The sequence below is a fragment of the Mesorhizobium sp. genome (genome assembly GCF_024509055.1).
Taxonomy (GTDB): Bacteria; Pseudomonadota; Alphaproteobacteria; order Rhizobiales; family Rhizobiaceae; genus Mesorhizobium.
Genome location: NZ_JANINM010000225.1, coordinates 1 through 21,354, shown reverse-complemented (window position 1 = coordinate 21,354; position 21,354 = coordinate 1). Strand labels below are relative to the sequence as shown.

Below are 21,354 nucleotides of genomic sequence, written 5' to 3'. Positions count from 1 at the left end.
GCAAGTCTTGCCGTTGTCATGGAGCTTTGCCAGAAGAGGCGCGCCTCTGGCGGGAGGCGGATGCAATTCCAGGAAGAGTGCCCAGCGGTCTTCCATCCGGGATTGCTCGAAGCAACAATCAACGAGGAACGCTATTCATGAACATGGCCCAGAACATCGCTGCCGGCCTCGACCGAATCCTCACCATGGAAGTGGTGCGCGTCACCGAGCGGGCCGCTGTCGCCGCGGCAAGGCTGCGCGGTCGTGGTGACGAAAAGGCCGCCGACCAGGTCGCGGTTGACGCCATGCGCCAGGAACTCAACCGGCTTGCCATCAAGGGCACCGTGGTGATCGGCGAGGGCGAGCGCGACGAGGCGCCGATGCTCTATATCGGCGAGGAGGTCGGCACGGGCAAAGGTCCGGCGGTGGACATCGCGCTTGATCCGCTCGAAGGCACGACGATCTGCGCCAAGAACCTGCCCAACGCGCTGGCGGTCATTGCGATCGCGGAGAAGGGCAGCCTGCTGTTCGCCCCCGACGTCTATATGGACAAGATCGCCATTGGGCCCGGCTATCCGGAGGGCCTCATCGATATCGATGCCTCGCCGGCAGAGAACCTCGCCAACCTCGCCAAGGCCAAGGGCGTGTCCGTTTCCGAGATCACCGCCTGCATCCTGGACCGGCCCCGCCATGCGGGCCTGATCGACGCCGTGCGCGCCACGGGCGCGGCGATCCGGCTGATCGGCGACGGCGATGTCGCCGGCGTCATCCACACCACCGATCCGGAAGAAACCGGCATCGACATCTATCTCGGCACGGGCGGCGCGCCGGAAGGCGTGCTTGCCGCGGCAGCGCTTCGCTGCACCGGCGGGCAGATGCAGGGCCGGCTGATCCTCGACACGCCGGAGAAGGTCGCCCGGGCGGAAAAGATGGGCATATCCGATCCGAAGCGCGTTTATAGGGCGCAGGACATGGCGCGCGGCGACGTGCTGTTCGCCGCGACCGGCGTCACCGACGGCAACATGCTCGACGGGGTGAAGTTCGGCCGCACCTTCATCACCACCCATACCATCGTGCTGCGTTCATCCTCGCGGACGGTGCGCGAGATCAAGGCGCGCCACCAGGACCTGGAAAAGTTCTGATTTCGCCCGGCGCGCAATCGCTTGTCGCAATTCCAAGAGAGACTTTCACAGTTTTCCTGGAATTGCCGACTTTCCCGGAATTGCTACCGCGGCCGCATATTGATATCTGCGCAATGATGATGTGCAGATGGCGCGCCGCGTGACGGGCGAGAAACGCTTCTTCCTCGATGTCAGGCAGTCGGCAACCGGTGTCTCCTGGGAGCACCGGCTGACCGAGCGGCAGGACATGGTTGCCTTGGCCATCGCGCAGGGCCACGGCGTGCCGGACATCGTGGCGCGCGTGCTTGCCGGACGGGGTGTCAGCGCGGAGCAGACCGAACGCTTCCTCGATCCGACCATCCGCGAGCTTTTGCCGAACCCGGCCTCGCTGACCGACATGGAGAAAGCCGCCGCGCGGCTGGCCGATGCGATCGTGGCCGGCCAAAAGGTCGCGATCTTCGGCGACTACGATGTCGATGGCGCTGCGTCGTCCGCGCTCCTGAAACGCTTCCTCACGCATTTCTCGGTCCCATCCGAGATCTATATCCCGGACCGTATCTTCGAAGGCTACGGCCCCAATCCCGAGGCCATGCGCGAACTCATCTCGCGCGGCGCCAGGCTGATCGTCACCGTCGATTGCGGAACCAACAGCGCTGCTTCGATCGAAGCGGCGAAAGAGGCCGGCGCCGATGTAGTGGTGCTCGATCACCATCAGGTCGGAGGTCCGCTGCCGGCGGCGAACGCTGTAGTCAATCCAAACCGCGACGACGACCTTTCGGGGCAGGGCCATCTTTGCGCGGCCGGCGTCGTCTTCCTCTGCCTGGTGCAGACCGCGAAGGTTTTGCGCGAGCGGCTGCCGGGTGCAGCGCCGCTGGATCTGCTTTCGCTGCTCGACCTCGTTGCGCTGGCGACGGTTTGCGATGTGGTGCCGCTAACAGGCGTCAATCGCGCCTTCGTGGTGAAGGGCCTGCAGGTGGCGCGCCAGCAGAAGAATGAGGGATTGGCGGCGCTGGCGCGGGTTTCGCGCATCGGCGAGCCGATCAACACGTTTCATCTCTCTTTCCTGATCGGACCACGCATCAATGCCGGCGGCCGGATCGGCGACGCGGCGCTCGGCAGCCGCCTCTTGGCGACAGACGATCCGGTCGAGGCGGCAAGCATCGCCGAGACGCTCGACCGGCTCAACCAGGAGCGGCAGCAGATGGAACTGGAGATGCTGGCGCAGGCTCGGGCGGAAGCCGACGCGGAGCTTGCCGGCGGCAGCGGCCCGGCGGTCGTGGTCACGGCCAGCAACAACTGGCACCCCGGCATTGTCGGGTTGATCGCCTCCCGGCTGAAGGATCATGCGCGGCGGCCTGCTTTCGCCATCGCCTTCAATTCAAACGGAATCGGCACCGGGTCGGGACGCTCGGTGTCGGGCTTCGATCTTGGCCGGCTGGTGCGCGAGGCGGCCGAGGCGGGTCTGATCGTCAAAGGCGGTGGACACGCCATGGCGGCAGGCATCACCGTCGAACGCGCGAAGCTGGGGGCGCTGCGGGCCTTCTTCGAGGAACGCGCGGCGGCCGACGTCTTTCGCCTGCAAAGCGAGGAGAGCCTGGCGATCGACGGCGCGCTTGCGGCCGAAGGAGCGACGCTGACCCTGCTCGACGCGCTGGAGAAGGCAGGCCCGTTCGGCGCCGGACATATCGCGCCGGTATTCGTGCTGCCGCGCCATCGGCTGGCCGATGCGCGCGCCATCGGCACCAACCACATCCGCGCCGACCTGCGGTCGCAGAGCGGCGGCAGCATCCAGGCGATCGCCTTTCGCGCCGTCGACACCGCGCTCGGCGAATTCCTTTTCAAGAACAGGGGCAAGACCGTCCATGTCGCCGGCTCGCTGTCGGCCAATCATTGGAACGGAAACCGCACGGTGCAATTCCGCGTGACGGACGCGGCATTGGCCTAAAGCATTCCACGGGGAAGCGCCCGAATAGCGCGAGAGATAGGCGTCTCAGGCCAGAACCGACTGCAGCCGGGTCAGTTCGCCGATCTGGGACATCGTCGCCTGGTAGCCGAGGCGGATGGCTTCGTCGGCGCGGTGGAACTCGGTCAGGCCGATATGGCTGAGCTTGGGCTGCAGCGACATGTCTGGCGGATCGCCGGCGAGCCTTGCGCGCGAAATCCGGTCCTGAATGATGTTGAAGGCTTCGACCATGACGCCGGTGATACCAAGGCGTGTCTGGTGTGGCGGCTGCGAGGTGAACTGGCCGGCACGCGGTGCGTCGCTTTCGACGAAAAGCTCCCCGGCGCTGTGTTTGATGACAGCAGCGCGGCCAAACAGGTCGTAGTGCAGGTTGACCGCCACGACCAGCGGTTGCTCGTAGGCGCGACAGACGGAGACCGGCACAGGATTGACCAGCGCGCCGTCGACCAGCACACGCCCGTTGCAGGTCACAGGCTCGAAGACGCCGGGCAGAGCATAGGAGGCGCGCATGGCGGTGATCAGCGAGCCGTTCGACAGCCAGATTTCATGACCGGTGCGGATTTCGGAAGCGACAGCCACGAAGGGCTTCGGCAGATCCTCGAAGCGGATGCCGGTCATGTGCTCGCGCAGCCGAGCGTCGAGCTTCATGCCACCGAACAGGCCGCTTCCGCGCAGGTTGAGATCGAGAAGGCCGAAGATGCGGCGCTTGGTCAGGCTCCTGGCGAACTCTTCCAGCTCGTCCAGCTTGCCGGAAAGATAGCAGCCACCGACCAGCGCGCCGATCGAAGTGCCGGCGATCATCGAGACTTCGATGCCGGCCTCGTCGAGCGCGCGCAACACGCCGATATGGGCCCAGCCGCGGGCGCAACCGCCGCCCAGCGCCAGCGAGATGCCAGTCTTCTTCGGCGGCTTCGGGTCGGCGGCCCCTTCGGAGAGGCCGTTGGCCTCCCGAACATCCGACCTGCTAGCGAATGACGCCCATTCGAGCATCATCATCTCCCTTGTCCCACCTTCCTTCTACAGGAAGGACGTTTGAGAATAGTGAATATGGGTGGCTTGTGAATATTGAATGGTTCACACCGACTTCCGATACGTCTCTTCCGCATCGAACAGCGGCGTGCTGCCGTCGCCGGCAAGCGTCGCCTTGCCACCTGTCAGCCCCACCGTCCGATAAAAACAAGAACGCCTGCCGGTGTGGCAGGTTGCGTCGTGGCCCAACACTTTGACGCGCAACCATATCGCGTCCTGGTCACAATCCGTGCGCATCTCGACGACGTGCTGGAAGTTGCCCGAGGTTTCCCCCTTCTTCCACAACGCGTTGCGCGAGCGCGACCAATAGTGGGCGATGCCGGTCTCGAGCGTGAGCGCCAGAGCCTCGGCATTCATGTGCGCAACCATCAGGAGCATGCCGTCGGCGGCGTCGGTTACGACGACGGTGACGAGGCCCGCGGCATCGAAGCGCGGAGAAAGGACGTCGCCTTCCTCCAGCGCCTTCTTGTCCGATGAAGCTTTCGGGAATTCCAGTGCCGACATTGCCGGTCCTTGTTGGGTCGAGACCGGCTGCCGCCGGTCAGCTGTTCCGCACCATGGTGACGAAGCGAACCTGCTCCTCGGGCGTGTCCCTGAAGACGCCGGTAAAGGTCGAGGTCAGCGTCGTGGAGCCCTGCTTGCGGATGCCGCGCATGGCCATGCACATATGCTCGGCCTCGATCATGACGGCGACGCCGCGCGGATTGAGCACGTCCTGGATGACGCCGGCGATCTGCGCGGTCATCGCTTCCTGCGTCTGCAGGCGATGCGCGAAGATGTCGACGACACGCGCGATCTTCGACAGGCCGACGACCTTGCCGTCCGGCAAGTAGCCGACATGCGCCTTGCCGATGATCGGCACCATGTGGTGCTCACAGTGGGAGTGGAACTTTATGTCCTTCACAATGACGAGATCGTCATAGCCGGCTACCTCCTCGAAGGTGCGGCCAAGCTCGTCGGCCGGACACATGTCGTAACCGTTGAACATTTCGCGGAAGGCTTTGGTGACACGCTTCGGCGTGTCGACAAGGCCTTCGCGCTCGGGGTTGTCGCCGGTCCAGCGCAGCAACACGCGCACCGCGGCCTCGACCTCGGCTTCGGTCGGCCGGTCGGTGACCGGTTTGTCCAGGTAGGACGATGGGGGCATGATTTTCTTGATGACGGCATCCATAAAAGGCGTCTCCCGTAGTCCCACTCGATGGAGGGACGAGTTAAACGGACCACGACCTTTCGGGTGTTAGAAACTCGCCCCGTTTCCAGCCCGTAAGCGGCGTGAACAGATGAGCAGGGACAATGGCTTATGCTTGCCTTGTCGATGCCCGGCTGCCGTCATTATATATGGTTGTGCGGAGCGAAAGGAAGACGCAAGAGCGGCAAAGCCTGTTCGCCGGGCGGCGACGGATTGGAAAAACATGATCGACGACGTCTACAATGCGAAAATTCTTGGCTTCGCCGGTAATATCGAGCGGATCGGCAGACTCGATCGCCCCGACGCGACCGCGCGCGCACATTCCAAGTTGTGCGGTTCGACCGTAACCGTCGACCTCAAGATGGACGGCGATGTGGTGAGCGATTTCGCGCATGACGTGAAGGCGTGCGCGCTCGGTCAGGCGTCGTCTTCGATCATGGCGCGGCACGTGATCGGCGCGAGCGCCGAGGAATTACGCGGCGTGCGCGAAGCCATGCTGAAGATGCTCAAGGAAAACGGCGCGCCGCCGGAAGGCCGTTTTGCCGATCTCAAATATCTTGAGCCGGTGCGCGACTACAAGGCGCGCCATGCCTCGACCATGCTTACCTTCGATGCCGTGGTCGACGCGATCGGCCAGATCGAGAAGAAACGCGCCGAACAGGCGGCCTAGGCGGCTTCCAGAAGGCGTCGACTTTCGGCAAACTCTTCACGGATCCAGTCAGCGAAGGCGGCAGCCGGCTCGGACAAGGTTGCGAAACTGCGGGCTGCCAGCCAGTAGGCGCCGCATAGGACGTCGGTGTCGAATGGCTTGATCAACAAACCGGCAGCCAATTCCTCCCTGACCAGCATCAGGTCGCCCAATGCCACACCGTGGCCAAGCATGGCCGCCTGTTTCGACAGCGAAGTGTCAGCCAGGATCGGGCCGCGCTCCGGGAGAGCGTCGCCAGCAACGCCCGCGGCCTCGAACCAGCGCGTCCAGCCTTGGCGATTCTCCTCATGCAGCAAAGTATAGTGGCGCAGGTCGGCCGGTTTGCGCAGCGCTGGCCCGGATGCGACCAGAACGGGCGAGAGCACGGGCGAAGCTATGACCGCTGCCAGATGTTCGGCTTCGGTGCGCGGCCAGGATTTCTGGCGCGCGCTGAAGCGCAAGGCAAGCTCGGCCTGGCCACTACGGAACTCGATGAGGCGCACATCAACCTCGAGGGAAACATCGATATCGGGCCGCAATTCGCGAAACCTGTTGAGGCGAGGCACGAGCCACACCGCCGCAAGTGAAGGTTCAACACTGACGCGAACCACGGACTGTGAAGGCGAGGCCGCCAGTTCGGAAAGCAGGCGATCAATGTCGTCGAAGCTTGTCACCAACTGACCCAGCAGGCGGCGGCCGGCTTCCGTCAGTTCGACGCGGCGATGGAGGCGGACAAACAGGGGCTGGTGCAGGAAGGACTCCAACTCGCGGATCTGCCGGCTGATTGCCGCCTGCGAAACAAACAGCTCCTCCGCCGCACGACTGAAGCTCAGGTGCCGGCCGGCGGTCTCGAAGCTCCTCAGTGCCGTCAGTGGCAACCGGCCACGCTTCATCTTCGTATAACCTCAAGTTATTCGAGGTGGAAATTATACTCGTTTGAGGACGAAGGCCAGCGGCAGTCTAACTCAGGTCGAAGGAGAGCTGCCATGAACCAGTTCCTGGACATTTTTAGCGAAGTCATGCGGATCGCGACATTTCAGTGGCACGGCGAAGCCTCGCGGAGCCACGGCTATCGTGACGACCGCGGCATTTATTGCCATCACACATCACGGAGCGACAGGCATCCGATCCGCCGCCGCAGGCCATGAAAGGCGAAAGAGCATTGCGTTCCCGGCCCGAAGCCCACATCTATCGGGCAGACAAACGCGTCGCGGAGCTTTGTGATTGGCTGACCAGCATGGGCATGCACACGGCGCCCGGCCGATCCAGTACGGGCGCAACTGGCCCGGGCCATGGCGCAAGACGCCTGGCCGTGTTCTGGGCACATCGCTGGTGCGCCTTTATCAGCTGACGCTTTCCGGTTTCATCGGCAACAGCTGCCGGCATCTGCCGACTTGTTCCGAATACGCGCACGAGGCGATCGCCCGCCATGGGTTATGGGCCGGCGGCTGGATGGGATTGTTCCGAGTGCTGCGCTGCGGGCCGTTCGGAACGCATGGCATCGACCGCGTGCCCGAGACGCTTGCCGCGCGCTATGTCTGGTTCATGCCGTGGCGCTACTGGCGGATCGGCAGGAAGCGTGGCGAAGCGGGTCGCTGACCGCCGGACTGGGTTTCGTCGCCGGGAAGTTAGGCCGGAAACGGGTGGCGACGCCCGCCCGGCGAAGCGACATTGGAGCCTCAAGAGCATGAGGTCTTGCCATGATGTCGCTGTTTCTTGCCTTTCATGTCCATGCGGCCGGGCGGGGCGAAGGGTTGTTGCCCGAGCTGCTCGGACTTAGGCCGCAGCCCCGCGATGTGCCGAAGGCCGTGAATGAAAATCCGGCCGCTCCCACCACGATAGAAAAAGGGGATTTGAAGCCTGACCCGCAGGCGCGGAAGGCAGTTCGAAAGCCCGTCGTCCTCTAGGCCGCCCCTACATGGTCGGGGGAGTTCTTAACGATCCGGTAGGGTTAACTACAGCCTGCACGAACACTGCGAATTTGAGACAAAATCGAGACAAGACCGCTCGCTAAGCCGCTTCCCGTAATCCCGTTCAGGAGTGAGCCTTATGCGCCAGATTGACCGCTATCCCTTCGTCATTGCCATCATTCTGTTCCTGCTGGCCTGGATGCTCGGCCTGCCGGTGCGGGCGCAGTCGGCGCCGCTCAACGACATCCACTGCACGCTGATCCAGGATGCCGGTAGTGGCGCAACTCTCTACCAGGACGGCGTCTGCGACCAGCGTGCCAGCCCGGCTTCCACATTCAAGGTGCCCCTGGCGCTGATCGGCTATGATTCGGGGATCCTGAGCGACCAGCATACGCCGAGCTGGGACTACAAGCCCGAGTTCAAGGCGGTGAAGCGGGACCGCAAGACCGTCGACCCGACGATCTGGGAGCGCGATTCCATCGTCTGGTATTCGCGCGAGATCACGCGCCGGCTGGGCGCCGATAAATTTGCCGGCTATATATCGAAGTTCGGCTACGGCAACATGGATGTCTCCGGCACCCCCGGCAAGAACGACGGTCTGACCAATGCCTGGCTGGATACGTCGCTTCAGATATCGCCGGTCGAGCAGACAGCCTTCCTGCGCCGGTTGCTTGCCGGCAAGATGCCCGCCTCGGCCAAGGCGCATGAGATGACCCAGGCGATCCTCCCCAGCTTCAAGGCTGGCGACTGGATGGTGCAGGGCAAGACTGGCAGCACGGCGCTCGACAAGAACAAGCGCTCGCTCGGCTGGTTCGTCGGCTGGGGCGAGAAGGACGGTCGCCGTGTCGTCTTCGCCCGGCTGGTCGTCGATGGCCAGCGCGGCGACACGCCGAAAGGGCTTGCGACGCGCGCAGCATTTTTGAAGGATTTGCCTGGCCTCGTTAAATAGCGGAACCGGCGGCTTTACGGCGGCGGGATCTACCTCTAAAACCCGCCCGCCGGCCATCCTAAGTGATTGGCGCCTCCGGCTAACCCTCCGCCTGCCGCAATTCAGCCTGCGGCATGCGTTTCACCACCCGCGCTCGTTTGCGGGACTGGATAGGAGAATTTCCGATGCTGAATTCCGTTTCCCTGACGTTTCCCGATGGTTCGGTCCGCGAGTATGACGCGGCGATGACCGGCGCCGGCCTTGCCGAGTCGATTTCCAAGTCGCTGGCCAAGAAGGCCGTGGCCTATAGCCTCGACGGCACCTTGCGCGACCTTTCCGATCCGCTTGGCAAGTCCGGCAAGGTCGAGATCGTCACCCGTGACGACCCGCGCGCGCTGGAACTCATCCGCCACGACACGGCCCACGTGCTGGCCGAGGCCGTGCAAGAGCTGTGGCCGGGAACGCAGGTGACCATCGGGCCGGTCATCGAGAACGGGTTTTACTACGACTTCGCCCGCAACGAGCCATTCACGCCAGACGATTTTCCGGTGATCGAGAAGAAGATGCGCGAGATCATCGCGCGCAACAAGCCGTTCACCAAGGAGGTCTGGTCGCGCGAGAAGGCGAAGAAGGTCTTTGCCGACAAGGGCGAGCGCTACAAGCTCGAACTGATCGACGCCATCCCGGAGGACCAGGATCTCAAGATCTATGCGCAAGGCGACTGGTTCGACCTCTGCCGCGGCCCGCATATGGCCTCGACCGGGCAGATCGGCAACGCCTTCAAGCTGATGAAGGTGGCCGGTGCCTACTGGCGTGGCGACTCCAACAATCCGATGCTGACGCGCATATATGGCACGGCCTGGGCCGACCAGGCGCAGCTCGATGCCTATCAGACGCTGCTGGAAGAGGCTGAAAAGCGCGACCATCGCAAGCTCGGCCGCGAGATGGACCTGTTCCATTTCCAGGAGGAGGGACCGGGCGTCGTCTTCTGGCACGCCAAGGGCTGGAAGATGGTCCAGAACCTGATCAACTACATGCGCCGCCGCCTCGACGAGCATGGCTATCAGGAAGTCAACGCGCCGCAGGTGCTGGACAAGAGCCTCTGGGAAACCTCTGGACACTGGGGCTGGTATCGCGACGCGATGTTCAAGGTGACCGTCGCCGGCGACGACACGGATGACGACCGGGTCTTCGCGCTCAAGCCGATGAACTGCCCGGGTCACGTCCAGATATTCAAGCATGGGTTGAAGTCTTACCGCGAATTGCCCGTGAAACTTGCGGAATTCGGCAATGTGCATCGCTACGAGCCATCCGGCGCGTTGCACGGGCTGATGCGTGTCCGCGGCTTCACGCAGGACGACGCGCATATCTTCTGCACCGAGGAGCAACTCGCCGCCGAGTGCCTGCGCATCAACGACCTGATCCTGTCGACCTATGCCGATTTCGGCTTCGACGAGGTCGCGGTGAAGCTGTCGACGCGGCCCGACAAGCGCGTCGGCACCGACGACGCCTGGGATCATGCCGAGGCGATCATGAGCAACGTGCTGGAGACGATCCGCACCCGCTCCGGAAATCGCATCAAGACCTCGATCAATCCGGGCGAGGGCGCTTTCTACGGTCCGAAATTCGAATACGTGCTGAAGGACGCCATCGGCCGCGAATGGCAGTGCGGCACCACGCAGGTCGACTTCAACCTGCCGGAGCGTTTCGGCGCCTTCTACATCGGCTCGGATTCGGAGAAGAAGCAGCCGGTCATGGTGCATCGCGCGGTGTGCGGCTCGATGGAGCGTTTCCTCGGCATCCTGATCGAGAACTATTCCGGACACTTCCCGCTGTGGTTCGCGCCGCTGCAGGTGGTGGTGGCGACCATCACTTCCGATGCAGACGACTATGCCAGGAAGGTTGTCGAGCGGCTGAAAGCCGCCGGGTTGCTGGCCGAGGCCGACCTGCGCAACGAGAAGATCAACTACAAGGTGCGCGAGCACAGCCTGGCCAAGGTGCCGGTGATCCTGGTCTGCGGCAAGCGCGAGGCGGAAGAGGAAACGGTGAACATGCGCCGGCTCGGCTCCCGTGACCAGGAATCGCTGACGCTCGCCGACGCGGTGGAATCGCTGGCCGACGAGGCGATCTCGCCGGACCGCAGGCGCCGCGCGGCCTGATATTTCAAACTCTGCTAAAATGGCGGTGGCTGGTCCACCGCCATTTTCATACGCCTGTCATGCCAAACCGGTAACGAGCCATCATGCTCAAGCTGAAACTGCGGGAAAGACGTTTTCCCGAGCTCTCCTACGCAAACGCGCATCAACCAGTGCTGACGCGTTGGTTCATCCATTCCGTCGAGGGCCTTTCGGGCCGCGACCGTTTTGCCGTGCTTTACGATTTCTGGCGCCGCCAGGTGGTGCCGACCGGCGATCGCGTGTTCAGCCGCATGCTGGACCTTATCGACGTCAAGGTCCGCAACACCGTGCAGTGGCCACCAGCCTCGTTGCCCGACACGCCTCTCGTGATCGTCGCCAATCATCCTTTCGGTATCGGCGACGGCATTGCGGTGCTTTCCCTGGTCGAACAGCTTGGCCGGCCGTTCCGGGTCATGATCCACAAGGATCTGCTCAGGATCCGCGAGATGGTGCCCTATTCGCTGCCGATCGATTTTTCCGAGACCAAGGAAGCGCTGAAGAACAACATGGCCGTGCGTCATGAAGCGGTGCGGCTGCTGAAGGAAGGCGTCACCGTCGTCATCTTCCCGGCCGGCGGTGTCGCCACGGCGCCGAAGGGCTTCGGCCGGGCTATCGACCTGCCGTGGAAGATGTTCCCGGCCAAGCTGGTCCAGGAGGCCAAGGCTTCCGTCATCCCGATGCATTTCTCTGGCCAGAACGGACGCCTGTTCCATCTCGTCAGCGGCCCGATGAACATGGCCGAACGCGACAATCGCGTGGCGAAGTTCATCGGCAAGGCATCGCTGACGCTCCGCACCTCGCTGCTCATCCGGGAGTTCGCACGCCTGTCGGGCAAAGCGATCGAGGTCCGTATCGGCGATGTGCTGAAGTGGAGTGATCTCGAGCCGCTGCGGGACCGCAAGGCGCTGCTCGATCACCTTTACCGCTGTGTCTTCGACCTCGCGGCGCCGGCGTCGCAACGCGGGCGCGTGCCGTTCCTGCCGAAGCGGATGCGCAAGGCCGCCTGATCCGTATTTGCTGTTACCAATTTGCGAGGGGAAGCGGTTACCGCTTTCCCCGGACTTGCGTCAGTCCGCGCCTTCTTCCGGATCGATGGCTGAGGTTTCGTTGGCCAGGACCTCGATCTCCTGGTTCTGGCCGGCAACCACCGTGAAATCCTTCTGGTAGATGCGGTCGCGGTTCTTGGCGATGATGGTGTAGTCGCCTTCGGCCAGCACCATCGAGGCAAAGGCGCCGACGGCTTCCTTGATCGGGTCGCCGGAATCGTTGAGCAGGGACCAGGAGGTGTCGGCGATGGCCTCGCCGCCAGCTTCTCGCACCAGCTTCATGGTCATCTCGGCCGCCCGGTGTTCGACGGTGGCTTCGGTCAGCTTTCCGGCCTCGACGCGGATGTCGGACCGAATCACTGCGTTGACCGCGCCATAGGTCGAAACGACATGATAGGTGCCGGCGTTCAGCCGCACCACGGTGTTCGGCTCGACATCACGGGCGATCAAAGCCCGATCGCCATTGGCTTCCGCATGGCCGTCATAGATAGAAAAGCGCAATTTCTTCGGCGGAATGCGCGCGCCACCAGACGTTACGGCGTCGAGCTCGAGCCCGCCTGCGTCGAGGACCAGGTTCTCGCGGCGGGCGTCCTTGGCAACGGTGATGCGCTTGGTAGCGCCGGCACGGCCATACGAGGCATGGACGAGGTAGCTGCCGGGTGCGAGTTGGAACACAGCGGTGCCGCCATGCGCCGACGCCACCATCGGCAGCTTGCCATCGTGGCCGGCTTCGGGCTTGAAAACGCGCCAGACGATGCCGCGCGTGATGTCGGCGCCCTTGTCGGTCAGTTGCGCCGAGAGCGTAATGGCGCCGCCATTGCCGAGCGCGAGCGAGTTCTCGCCCCTCGGCGTCGCATAGCTGGAAATTCCCGGAAGTTTGAGGTCGCCGACGTCGTTGGCGTTCTGAGCCAGCGCGAACGAAATCGGCACAGCGAACAGCGCTGCGACAAGCCCGAGCACGAAAAGGCGCAGAGTCCCCTCAAACATGCCTTGCGTTGAAGCCCAAGGCGGTGGCAATTTCAAGGCCTAAGAGTGAAGGCGCCTCGCCGGCAGCTCTTTAACTGGCGCTTCGCGCCGCCCGCCCAAGCCGCCCGGCACTCCGATGGCGCGCTTCAGCTCAAAATTGAATGCTTCCAGGAGACTTGCGCCCATGGCGTCGCCGATCATCGACTTCCTGCTCACTCGCAATTCCGCGCCGATCCAGGACCTGAAGGAGCCAGCGCCGGGCGATTCGGAGGTCGCAACGATGATCGCGGCCGCCTCGCGGGTGCCGGACCACGGCCGCCTCGAACCCTGGCGTTTCATCCTCTACCGCGGCGAGGCGCGCGTCGAGATCGGCAGGAAGCTTGCGGCATTGGCGGAGCAGCGGGAAGGTCCACTGCCCGAAGGTCGGCGCAACCAGGAACTGTCGCGCTTCTCGCGCGCGCCACTGGTGATAGGCGTTGTATCGGTGCCAAGGGAAAGCCCGAAGATTCCGCAATGGGAGATGTTCCTGTCCGGTGGCATGGCGGCTATGAATCTGATGATCGCGGCCAATGCGCTGGGCTATGGCACCAACATGATCAGCAACTGGTACTCGGACGTGGCGGAGGGCAGGGCGATCCTCGGGTTGTCGCCGCAGGAGCGAGTGATCGGTTTCGTGCATATCGGCTCATACCAGGGGCCGGCGCCCGAGCGGCCCAGACCCGATCCCGCGAAACTCTATGCTGACTACACGGGACCCTGGGCAGAATAGGATGTTCTACGAACCCGCGAAGGGGCATGGCCTGCCGCACGATCCGTCGAAGGCGATCGTGGCGCCCCGGCCGATCGGCTGGATTTCGACCATCGACAAGGAAGGCAGGGTCAACCTTGCTCCCTATTCCTTCTTCAATGCCTTTTCGACGCGTCCTTTCATCGTCTGGTTCTCGTCGGAAGGTCATAAGGACAGCGCGGCGATCGCCTCGGAGACCGGCGAGTTTGTCGCTAGTCTCGTGAGCCGAGAGCTGGCGGAAAAGATGAACCGCACGGCCGTCGATGCGCCGCGCGGCGTCAACGAGTTCGACTATGCCGGTCTCGCGATGGCGCCGTCGCGCATGGTTGCGCCGCCGCGCGTGGCGGAGGCGCCTGCCGCGCTGGAATGCCGGGTGACGGAAATCCTGCGGCCACGCGCTTTGGACGGCAAGGAGACCAGCGCCATCGTCGTCGCGGGCGAGGTGGTGGGCGTGCATATCGACGACGCATATCTCAAGGACGGCCTCTTCGATATCACCACGGCTGGCAATGTCAGCCGGCTCGGTTACATGGACTATGCCAGCATCAGCGAGATTTTTTCGATGCGGCGGCCGCGCTGGGGGAAGGATTAGAGCAATTCCGGAGGGAAACCGTTCACATGTTTCCCTGAATTGCCTTGGCACGGGCCGTCATGACGGCCCGTATGTAGCCTGGCTCGCCGATCCGGATGCTGCCGTCCGGCAGGTCGAGGATGCGGTCGAGCGCGATTTCATAGAGCCGGACACGCTTCTCCAGGGCCTCTATGGCAATGTCCATATCGGCGTCGCTGCCGCCGGCGATCGCCCTGGCGACGACATCGTGCGTGGCCATGCCGAATTGCATGACGATGTCGGCGACACCTTCGGGGTCGAACGTCCGGAACGTGCCGTCAGCCACGCCTTGCCTGATAATCCCGACCAGCAACGGAGAAAACGACGCGCTGGCGGCTAGGTTTATGCGGTGGAAGAGCACCAGGTTTTCCGGCCGGAACAATGTCTCGAACAGCGCCCAGGCTTGCGACGCGGTCTCGATCTTGGCCTGCCGCGTTTGCGCGAGCAGCGCGTTCAGGCGAGCGAGCGGATCGAGGTCCGGGTCATCGAGCACGGTTTGGACACCGGCAAGCGCCTGTCGCGCGAAGCGTTCCGCGAGTGCTTCAAGGAGTGCCTCCTTGGAAGGAAAGTAGTGATAGAAGGCGCCTTTCGAGAAGCCGGCCGCGGCGATCACGTCGTTGAGGCTCGCTTTGTCGTAACCATGCGTCAGGAACAGGGCCTGGGCATGATCCAGAAGTTCTTCGCGCCTCAGTTCCGGGTGCTTGATGATACGGGGCATGGCGAAACCTTCTGCACGCGCGGGCCGTTTCCGTCCAGATGCCTGGGCAACGATAGTGCTTGAGAATAGACCGACGGTCGGTATAATAGACCATCAGTCTGTTTCGGCAAATGCCGACCTTTGGCATGTCACGGAAGGTGGATCATGATCGCGAAATTGGTTGTCCAGACATTCGTGTGGTTCGGCTTCATGGGGGCGCTGCTGTTCGTGTCGGCGGGCACGCTGCATTGGCCGGGAGCCTGGGTCTATCTGGTGCTGATGGTCGGGCTCAGCCTCACCTTGGGCGTGGCGCTCGCCAAGCGCGATCCCGGCCTGGTGAACGAGCGGCTCAGCCCGCCGATTCAGAAGAACCAGGCCGCTGCCGACAAGATCCTGCTTTCCGTACTGCTCCTTGCAATCTTCGCCTGGCTGGTTCTCATGGGGCTCGACCTGCGGTTCGGCTGGTCGATGGTTCCCATTTGGGTGCAGGTGGCCGGTCTGATCGTCCTGCTGCTCGGCATGTGGATCTGTTATCTCACGATGCTGGAGAACAGTTTCGCGGCCCCCGTGGTGAAGATCCAGGAGGAACGCGGGCAACACGTGATCAGCACCGGTCCCTACAGCTATGTCCGCCATCCGATGTATGCCGGCGCCATCCTGTTCTTCGCCGGCACGGCGTTGCTGCTCGGCTCCTGGTGGGGGCTGGCATCGGTGCTGGTGTTCATCATCCTGCTCGCCATCCGAACCTTCATCGAGGAGAAGACGCTACGGACCGGCCTGCGGGGTTACGACGACTATGCGGAACATGTCCGCTACAAGCTGATCCCCATGGTCTGGTGACGTTCAGACGGGAATTTTAGCCGCTTTGGCTCGGGCAAGAAGCCGCTCGGCAAGACGCAGATGCGGCCGGTCGTACATCTTGCCGTCGATGCCGACCACGCCCGGATTCCCTGCTGCCGCGAAGGCGTCAACGACTGCCTTCGACCGCGCAATTGCCTCAGCCGATGGGGTGAAGGCGGCGTTGATAACAGGCACCTGCGCCGGGTGGATCGCCATCTTGCCGGTAAAGCCGTCGCGCTCGGCCTCGCGGCATTCGGTCTCGAAGGCTGCCATGTCGCGGAAATCGGGAAAGACGGTATCGATCGCCGCGACTTCGGCCGCGCCGGCCGCCAGTATTGTCATGGCGCGCGCCAGGCGGAACACGTCGGTGTAGCGTCCGTTCTCATCGCGCGCCGCGCGCGCGCCGATCGCCGCCGACAGGTCTTCCGCGCCCCACGTAAGGCCAGCCAAACGCGTACTCGCACCGGCATAGCTTGCGGCAGCAAGCACGCCGGCGGCGGTTTCGGTGATGATCGGCAGGATCCTTGTGCCGCCGTCCGGCAAGCCGTTCTCGGCTTCACGGACTCGAAGCTTCGCCGCCAATTGCTGGACATCCTGTCCGCAGTTCGACTTGGGCAGCATGATGCCGTCGGGTTTCACGGGGACAAGAGCTGCGAGATCGGCATCGGTCAAGCCGGACGAAAGATCGTTGACGCGTACATAGATGATCGGGCCTGCCTGCTGTCTCCGGCCGGCGATGAAGCTCGCCGCGACGGCGCGAGCGGCGAGCTTGTTGGCGGGAGCAACGGAATCCTCGAGATCGACGATGACCACGTCGGCGCCGGCGGCAAATCCCTTTTCCAGCTTGCGCTCGGAATCGCCGGGCACGAAGAGCAGCGAGCGCATCAGGCCGCCTTCTTCAGCATCATCGCCTGCCTCACGCATTTGGCGACGAGCACGTCGCTCTGGTTATAGGCGCGATGTTCGAACTCGACGATGCCGCGGTCGGGCTTCGATTTGGACTCGCGCACGGAAATGACGGTGGTCTCTACCCGGATCGTGTCGCCGTGGAACACCGGATGCGGAAACACGGTTTCCTTCATGCCGAGATTGGCGACGGTGGTTCCGACGGTGATGTCGTTGACCGAGATGCCGATCATCAGGCCAAGCGTGAACAACGAATTGACCAGCGGCTTGCCCCACTCGCTCTTCGCCGCGAAGTCGAAGTCGATATGTAGCGGCTGGGGGTTCAGCGTCATCACCGAAAACAGCATGTTGTCGCTTTCGGTGACGGTCTTGCGCAGCGTGTGGTGGAAGACGTGGCCGACGACGAACTCTTCCAGATAAAGCCCCGCCATGGTCAACCTCCTCCATTGGTCAGCGGTTGATAGGCGCTGACCGGGGCCGCCGCAAGCCAGTTAATAAATATGGTGAACCGTTCGTAAACCATTTCCAGCCTACGGTTTCCATGGGGCCGGGATCGTTTCGGCAAGGGGCGTAAGCTGGTCGGCATGGTTGTTTCGCATTTCCTGAAATGGATTGATACCGCAAGGGTTTCAGAGCGCGCCGCCGCCGCCAGCGCGCTGGCGAGGGCCTACATCAATTCCGACCTGCCGTTCGAGGATCGCTGCGCCGCCGAGGCTGCGCTCACGCTGCTGCTTGACGATGCGTCCTCCAAGGTCCGGCAGGCGCTCGCCGAAGCCTTGTCGATGAGCCATCACGCGCCACCGCAAGTGATTGGCGCGCTGGCCTCCGACCAGCCGGAGGTGGCGGCGCTGGTGCTGGCGCGTTCGCCGCTGCTTACCGATGCCGATCTCATCGATCGTATCACCTGCGGCCAGAAGGCGACGCAGAAGCTGATCGCCAACCGGCCGGTCGTCTCGATGTCGCTCGCGGCGGCGATCGCGGAGATCGGTGAGCCGGAAGCATGCGCCACGCTGGTCGCCAACAGCGGCGCCGACATCGCGTCGCTGAGTTTCCGCCGCATGGCCGAACGGCACGGCCATCTGCCGCTGGTGCGGGAAGCACTGATCGCCGATGAACGCCTGCCTGCCGACTGCCGGCACATGCTGCTGGTCAAGCTGGGCGAGACGCTGAAGGGCTCGCCGCTGGTGCTGGCGCTCATGGGTGCCGCTCGGGCCGAGCGGGTGATGCGCGACGCCTGCGTGAAGGCATCGGTGACGCTGATCGAGGGGACGCGGGCTGACGAGCACGCCGCGTTGATCGAGCATCTGAGATTGCGCGGCGATCTCACGGCGAGTTTCATCATCCGCACCGTCGCGCATGGCAAGGTCGATTTCTTCGGCTCGGCGCTGGTCGCGCTCGCCCAGCAATCGGAGCAGCGGGTGAGGGCGCTGCTTGCCGGCGGCCACGACGTTGCGCTGCAGGCGCTGTTCCGCAGCGCCGGGCTCGCGCCGGCGACCCATGGCATCATCCTTCGGGCGCTGAAGGTCTGGCGCGAGGTTGCCAACGGCAGGCGCGTCGCCGGCGTCCAGGAAGTGACCTGGCTGATGCTGAAGGAGCTTGGCGGACAATCGGCAGAGGGCGATCTCGCCGGGCTGGTGAAATCGATCCATCTCGATGCGCTGCGCGAAAACGCGCGCGGCCATGCCCTGGCCATCGCCGCGGCTTAGAGCGGTTCAGCGCTTCACGCCGAACCGCTCTAACTCTTTGTTTTTACGCAATTCCAGACGGAAAACCGCGACACACTTTTCCTGGAATTGCTCTAGCCGTCACCCACGGCTTTTCGCGAAGAAATCCGGATAGTCCTCCATCGCGGCGGCAATGATGCGCAGCGAGGCCGCCACCTGCAGCAGTTCGGGACGATCCCCGCGTTCAGCGATACCGGCCGCGTATTGCCGGGCAACGGTGATCGTCGAGGTCGGCGGCTCGCCATGTCGCCTGAACAATAGCTCCCGCGCCAGGCCGCGCAGGAAATTGCCGACGGACTCAACCGTCTCGCGCGGAATGCTGGAATTCAGCAGCGCATGGCGCAGCCTCAGCACTTCGAGGCCGACCGTGACGACGGAGATGCTGCCGCCCAGGATGGGGTCGCCCTTCCTGCCCGTCTGCTGGAGCAATGGCATGAGCTGGTTGATGCGGTCATAGGCAAGGCTTTCGAAGGCCAGCCGCCGCGGAATGCGGTCGTGGAGGCAAAGCCGTGCCAGATCCTCGCGCATCGCCTGCGATATGCGGTTGACCGTCACCCAGGGATTGGCCGGCAGCACGACGATGAACACGCCGATGGCGATGAGGATGCCAACCAGGATCGAGGCTGATCCGGCGAGGAACGGCCCGGGGTCGTAGGTCATCTTCTGGTGTGGGCTGAGGAAGGCGAGGAAGTTGATGGCGAAGGCGGTGGCGACACCAACGCGGCGCGGATTGGCCATGCCGAGCGCCGCCGGCACGAGGATCGGCACGACAAAAAGCGTGAACCAGCCGAAACCCGGCAACGCCGGCAATGCGACCTGGCCGACGAGGAACGCAAAAGGGAGGGCCAGCAGCGTTCCGGTGAAGAAACCCCAGGCCGATTGGATAGGATCGGGACGGGAAGCAAAGAGGCTGGAGACGACGGCGACGAGAATGACGGTGCCCGCAGCTTCCGACCATTTTGTCGTCAGCCAGAAGATCGCTACCAGAAACGTCGCAAGCGCGGCGCGCACGGCGTTGCGCCAGGCAGCGTGATGGTCGCGATGCACGACCAGCGCCGGCTGGCGCCGCTCGCGGGTAGGTTTGGATACCGGCGATCGGAGCGCGTCGAGCCCGCGCATCACCTGCTTCAGCGCCTCGGCAAAGTCGGCGGCTATGGTGAGCCGCGTTATGGTGCCGACCCTGTCCTCGCCGGGATCCGCCGGGGTAGCGGGCGCCTGGCGCGCCTTGCTGGCGATCGCATCCAGCCTTGCCAGCCATGGGGCGGTGTCGTCGAGCGCGCCGGGCGTCGCGGAAAGCTCGCCAACGAAAGTCTTCAGCTCGCCGCGCACCGGTATGAGAGCAGCGTTCTTCGGCGCGGCATGGGTGTGCAGCGCGCGGGCCGCTGACAGCGCCCACAACAGCTGCCCGATCGTGCGCCGCACGGGATGGGCGCGCGTGGCGAAGCTCGGCGCCTCCAGCCGCGCATAGGTGCGCATTTCGGCAAGCGTCTGCGCATCTGAGATCAGCTTGCGCTGGAGGGCGGCAAGGTTGGCCGGGTCGCCGCCGGAAAAAGCGCCGCCTGCGTAGTCGGCGAGGTCGAGAATGCTGCGCTTGAGCCTCGAAATGATGGCGTCGGCCGCCAGCTTCGGCAGGATCAGCCTGCTGGTCACCCCGGCGCAGACGATGCCGAGCACGATCTCGGCGCAGCGAGCGATGGCGAGATCGACGACGAGATGCGGCTGTCCGAGAGCGGGCAGGCTGATGATCATAGCCGTATAGCCGGCAAGGGCTGCGCCGTAGGCTTCCGGATTGCGAAGCAGCGAGGAGACGAGCGTGCACACGCCGATCCACAGCGCCAGCACGGTGACCAGCAGCCACGGATTGGTGCCGAACAGAGAGGTGATGCCGATCGCCGCCAGACCGCCGGCCAGCGTACCGAGCAGGCGATAGAAGCCTTTCGCCAGCACCATGCCTGCCACTGGCTGCGCCACGATGAACACCGTCATCATCGCCCATTGCGGGTGATCCAGCTTGAGCGCGTAGGCGACAAGCAGCGCGATCAGCCCGGCCGAGACCGTGCGCAGGGCAAAAATCCAATCCGAACGGGTCGGCTGCGTCAGCCCGCTCAACGGTGCATCGACAAGCTGTTTAAGCCGCGTCCAGGTCACATCGGTTCTCCGTGCCGGAGCCTTGTTATGGACCAGTCGGCGATCAGATATCCAGCACGTCCGTCTCGGCGAATTCGGCTCGCTCCTGGATGAAGCGGAAGCGCGCCTCTGGCTTGGTGCCCATGAGTGCGTCGACGGCATCCTTGGTCGCCGCCTCGGCCTCGCTCACGTCGACCCGCAGAAGCGTGCGCTTCCTCGGGTCCATCGTGGTTTCCTTGAGCTGCGAGGCCATCATCTCGCCCAGGCCCTTGAAGCGGCCGATCTCGACCTTGCCGCGCCCGGTGAATTCGGTGCGCAGCAATTCGTCCTTGTGGGCATCGTCGCGCGCATAACCGACCTTGCCGCCTTGCCGGATCGAATAGAGTGGCGGCACCGCCATGAAGAGATGGCCGCCGCGGATCAGGCTCGGCATTTCCTGATAGAAGAAGGTGATCAGCAGCGAGGCGATATGCGCGCCGTCGACATCCGCGTCGGTCATGATGATGACGCGGTCGTAACGCAGGTCCTCGTCGCGGTATTTCGAGCGCGTGCCGCAGCCGAGCGCCTGGATCAGGTCGGAGATCTGCTGGTTGGCGGCAAGCTTGTCGTTGCCGGCGCTGGCGACGTTGAGGATCTTGCCGCGCAGCGGCAGCACCGCCTGGCTGGC

At 63.8% G+C, this 21,354-nt stretch carries 23 protein-coding genes; 13 read left to right on the top strand and 10 right to left on the bottom strand.

Features of this window, described 5'->3' with window-relative positions:
* Positions 1 to 137 precede the first annotated feature (137 nt).
* Complete coding sequence (glpX, locus tag Q0L57_RS10765) at positions 138 to 1,121, top strand: class II fructose-bisphosphatase (protein WP_296742330.1); 984 nt, start codon at positions 138 to 140, stop codon at positions 1,119 to 1,121.
* A 127-nt stretch (positions 1,122 to 1,248) separates the two neighbouring features.
* Positions 1,249 to 3,045 (top strand): single-stranded-DNA-specific exonuclease RecJ, encoded by a 1,797-nt coding sequence (gene recJ / locus Q0L57_RS10760; protein WP_296742328.1) that lies wholly within the window; start codon positions 1,249 to 1,251, stop codon positions 3,043 to 3,045.
* A gap of 45 nt (positions 3,046 to 3,090) precedes the next feature.
* Here the strand turns inward: recJ and Q0L57_RS10755 are convergent, their stop codons facing one another.
* The 3 genes from Q0L57_RS10755 to folE all read right to left on the bottom strand — a co-directional run bounded on the left by Q0L57_RS10755 (position 3,091) and on the right by folE (position 5,263).
* Entirely contained in the window at positions 3,091 to 4,053 is a 963-nt protein-coding gene (locus tag Q0L57_RS10755) for a patatin family protein (protein WP_296742430.1), read from the bottom strand.
* Between the two features lie 84 nt (positions 4,054 to 4,137).
* On the bottom strand, positions 4,138 to 4,596 hold the full coding sequence (hisI, locus tag Q0L57_RS10750) for a phosphoribosyl-AMP cyclohydrolase (protein ID WP_296742325.1): 459 nt from the start codon (positions 4,594 to 4,596) through the stop codon (positions 4,138 to 4,140).
* Between the two features lie 37 nt (positions 4,597 to 4,633).
* Complete coding sequence (gene folE, locus Q0L57_RS10745; protein ID WP_296742322.1) at positions 4,634 to 5,263, bottom strand: GTP cyclohydrolase I FolE; 630 nt, start codon at positions 5,261 to 5,263, stop codon at positions 4,634 to 4,636.
* 241 nt (positions 5,264 to 5,504) lie between these two features.
* Between folE and Q0L57_RS10740 the strand changes: the two genes are divergently transcribed.
* The gene (locus Q0L57_RS10740; RefSeq protein WP_296742321.1) at positions 5,505 to 5,951 is read left to right on the top strand and encodes an iron-sulfur cluster assembly scaffold protein; all 447 of its coding nucleotides are present in this window, start codon (positions 5,505 to 5,507) and stop codon (positions 5,949 to 5,951) included.
* Here Q0L57_RS10740 and Q0L57_RS10735 read toward each other — a convergent pair.
* The gene (locus tag Q0L57_RS10735; protein WP_296742318.1) at positions 5,948 to 6,862 is read right to left on the bottom strand and encodes a LysR substrate-binding domain-containing protein; all 915 of its coding nucleotides are present in this window, start codon (positions 6,860 to 6,862) and stop codon (positions 5,948 to 5,950) included. The two genes, Q0L57_RS10740 and Q0L57_RS10735, sit on opposite strands and share 4 nt — an antisense overlap.
* Positions 6,863 to 6,955: 93 nt before the next feature.
* Here Q0L57_RS10735 and Q0L57_RS10730 point away from each other — a divergent pair, with 93 nt between their 5' ends.
* The 6 genes from Q0L57_RS10730 (at position 6,956) to Q0L57_RS10705 (ending at position 11,991) form a co-directional block, all read left to right on the top strand.
* Positions 6,956 to 7,117, top strand: coding sequence for a hypothetical protein (locus tag Q0L57_RS10730; protein WP_296742315.1), 162 nt, complete (start codon positions 6,956 to 6,958; stop codon positions 7,115 to 7,117).
* Between the two features lie 76 nt (positions 7,118 to 7,193).
* On the top strand, positions 7,194 to 7,568 hold the full coding sequence (gene yidD / locus Q0L57_RS10725; RefSeq protein WP_296742313.1) for a membrane protein insertion efficiency factor YidD: 375 nt from the start codon (positions 7,194 to 7,196) through the stop codon (positions 7,566 to 7,568).
* Positions 7,569 to 7,669: 101 nt separating this feature from the next.
* The gene (locus Q0L57_RS10720) at positions 7,670 to 7,876 is read left to right on the top strand and encodes a hypothetical protein (protein WP_296742310.1); all 207 of its coding nucleotides are present in this window, start codon (positions 7,670 to 7,672) and stop codon (positions 7,874 to 7,876) included.
* Positions 7,877 to 8,018: 142 nt separating this feature from the next.
* Positions 8,019 to 8,828, top strand: a complete 810-nt coding sequence (gene blaOXA, locus Q0L57_RS10715) for a class D beta-lactamase (protein WP_296742308.1) — start codon at positions 8,019 to 8,021, stop codon at positions 8,826 to 8,828.
* A 164-nt stretch (positions 8,829 to 8,992) separates the two neighbouring features.
* Positions 8,993 to 10,966, top strand: a complete 1,974-nt coding sequence (gene thrS / locus Q0L57_RS10710) for a threonine--tRNA ligase (RefSeq protein ID WP_296742305.1) — start codon at positions 8,993 to 8,995, stop codon at positions 10,964 to 10,966.
* 83 nt (positions 10,967 to 11,049) lie between these two features.
* Positions 11,050 to 11,991 (top strand): 1-acyl-sn-glycerol-3-phosphate acyltransferase, encoded by a 942-nt coding sequence (locus Q0L57_RS10705; RefSeq protein WP_296742302.1) that lies wholly within the window; start codon positions 11,050 to 11,052, stop codon positions 11,989 to 11,991.
* Positions 11,992 to 12,051: 60 nt separating this feature from the next.
* Here the strand turns inward: Q0L57_RS10705 and Q0L57_RS10700 are convergent, their stop codons facing one another.
* Complete coding sequence (locus tag Q0L57_RS10700; RefSeq protein ID WP_296742300.1) at positions 12,052 to 13,017, bottom strand: hypothetical protein; 966 nt, start codon at positions 13,015 to 13,017, stop codon at positions 12,052 to 12,054.
* 163 nt (positions 13,018 to 13,180) lie between these two features.
* Here Q0L57_RS10700 and Q0L57_RS10695 point away from each other — a divergent pair, with 163 nt between their 5' ends.
* Together Q0L57_RS10695 and Q0L57_RS10690 are read left to right on the top strand one after the other, a co-directional pair.
* A complete protein-coding gene (locus Q0L57_RS10695) occupies positions 13,181 to 13,765 on the top strand; it encodes a nitroreductase (protein ID WP_296742298.1) in 585 nt (194 codons plus the stop codon).
* A gap of 1 nt (position 13,766) precedes the next feature.
* Entirely contained in the window at positions 13,767 to 14,375 is a 609-nt protein-coding gene (locus Q0L57_RS10690) for a flavin reductase family protein (protein WP_296742296.1), read from the top strand.
* Between the two features lie 22 nt (positions 14,376 to 14,397).
* On the opposite strand, the gene Q0L57_RS10685 is transcribed toward Q0L57_RS10690, so the two are convergent.
* The gene (locus Q0L57_RS10685) at positions 14,398 to 15,111 is read right to left on the bottom strand and encodes a TetR/AcrR family transcriptional regulator (protein ID WP_296742294.1); all 714 of its coding nucleotides are present in this window, start codon (positions 15,109 to 15,111) and stop codon (positions 14,398 to 14,400) included.
* A gap of 144 nt (positions 15,112 to 15,255) precedes the next feature.
* On the opposite strand from Q0L57_RS10685, the gene Q0L57_RS10680 reads away from it, so the two are divergent.
* Positions 15,256 to 15,930 (top strand): isoprenylcysteine carboxylmethyltransferase family protein, encoded by a 675-nt coding sequence (locus Q0L57_RS10680; RefSeq protein WP_296742292.1) that lies wholly within the window; start codon positions 15,256 to 15,258, stop codon positions 15,928 to 15,930.
* Positions 15,931 to 15,933: 3 nt separating this feature from the next.
* Here the strand turns inward: Q0L57_RS10680 and Q0L57_RS10675 are convergent, their stop codons facing one another.
* Complete coding sequence (locus Q0L57_RS10675; protein ID WP_296742290.1) at positions 15,934 to 16,815, bottom strand: CoA ester lyase; 882 nt, start codon at positions 16,813 to 16,815, stop codon at positions 15,934 to 15,936.
* A complete protein-coding gene (locus Q0L57_RS10670) occupies positions 16,815 to 17,267 on the bottom strand; it encodes a MaoC family dehydratase (RefSeq protein ID WP_296742288.1) in 453 nt (150 codons plus the stop codon). The genes Q0L57_RS10675 and Q0L57_RS10670 overlap by 1 nt, the downstream gene beginning before the upstream one ends.
* Before the next feature lie 153 nt (positions 17,268 to 17,420).
* On the opposite strand from Q0L57_RS10670, the gene Q0L57_RS10665 reads away from it, so the two are divergent.
* Positions 17,421 to 18,542 (top strand): DUF2336 domain-containing protein, encoded by a 1,122-nt coding sequence (locus Q0L57_RS10665; protein ID WP_296742285.1) that lies wholly within the window; start codon positions 17,421 to 17,423, stop codon positions 18,540 to 18,542.
* Positions 18,543 to 18,641: 99 nt separating this feature from the next.
* On the opposite strand, the gene Q0L57_RS10660 is transcribed toward Q0L57_RS10665, so the two are convergent.
* Together Q0L57_RS10660 and Q0L57_RS10655 are read right to left on the bottom strand one after the other, a co-directional pair.
* Complete coding sequence (locus Q0L57_RS10660; RefSeq protein ID WP_296742282.1) at positions 18,642 to 20,708, bottom strand: FUSC family protein; 2,067 nt, start codon at positions 20,706 to 20,708, stop codon at positions 18,642 to 18,644.
* 43 nt (positions 20,709 to 20,751) lie between these two features.
* Positions 20,752 to 21,354 (bottom strand): toprim domain-containing protein (locus Q0L57_RS10655; protein ID WP_296742280.1); only part of this gene is annotated, 603 nt, incomplete at its 5' end.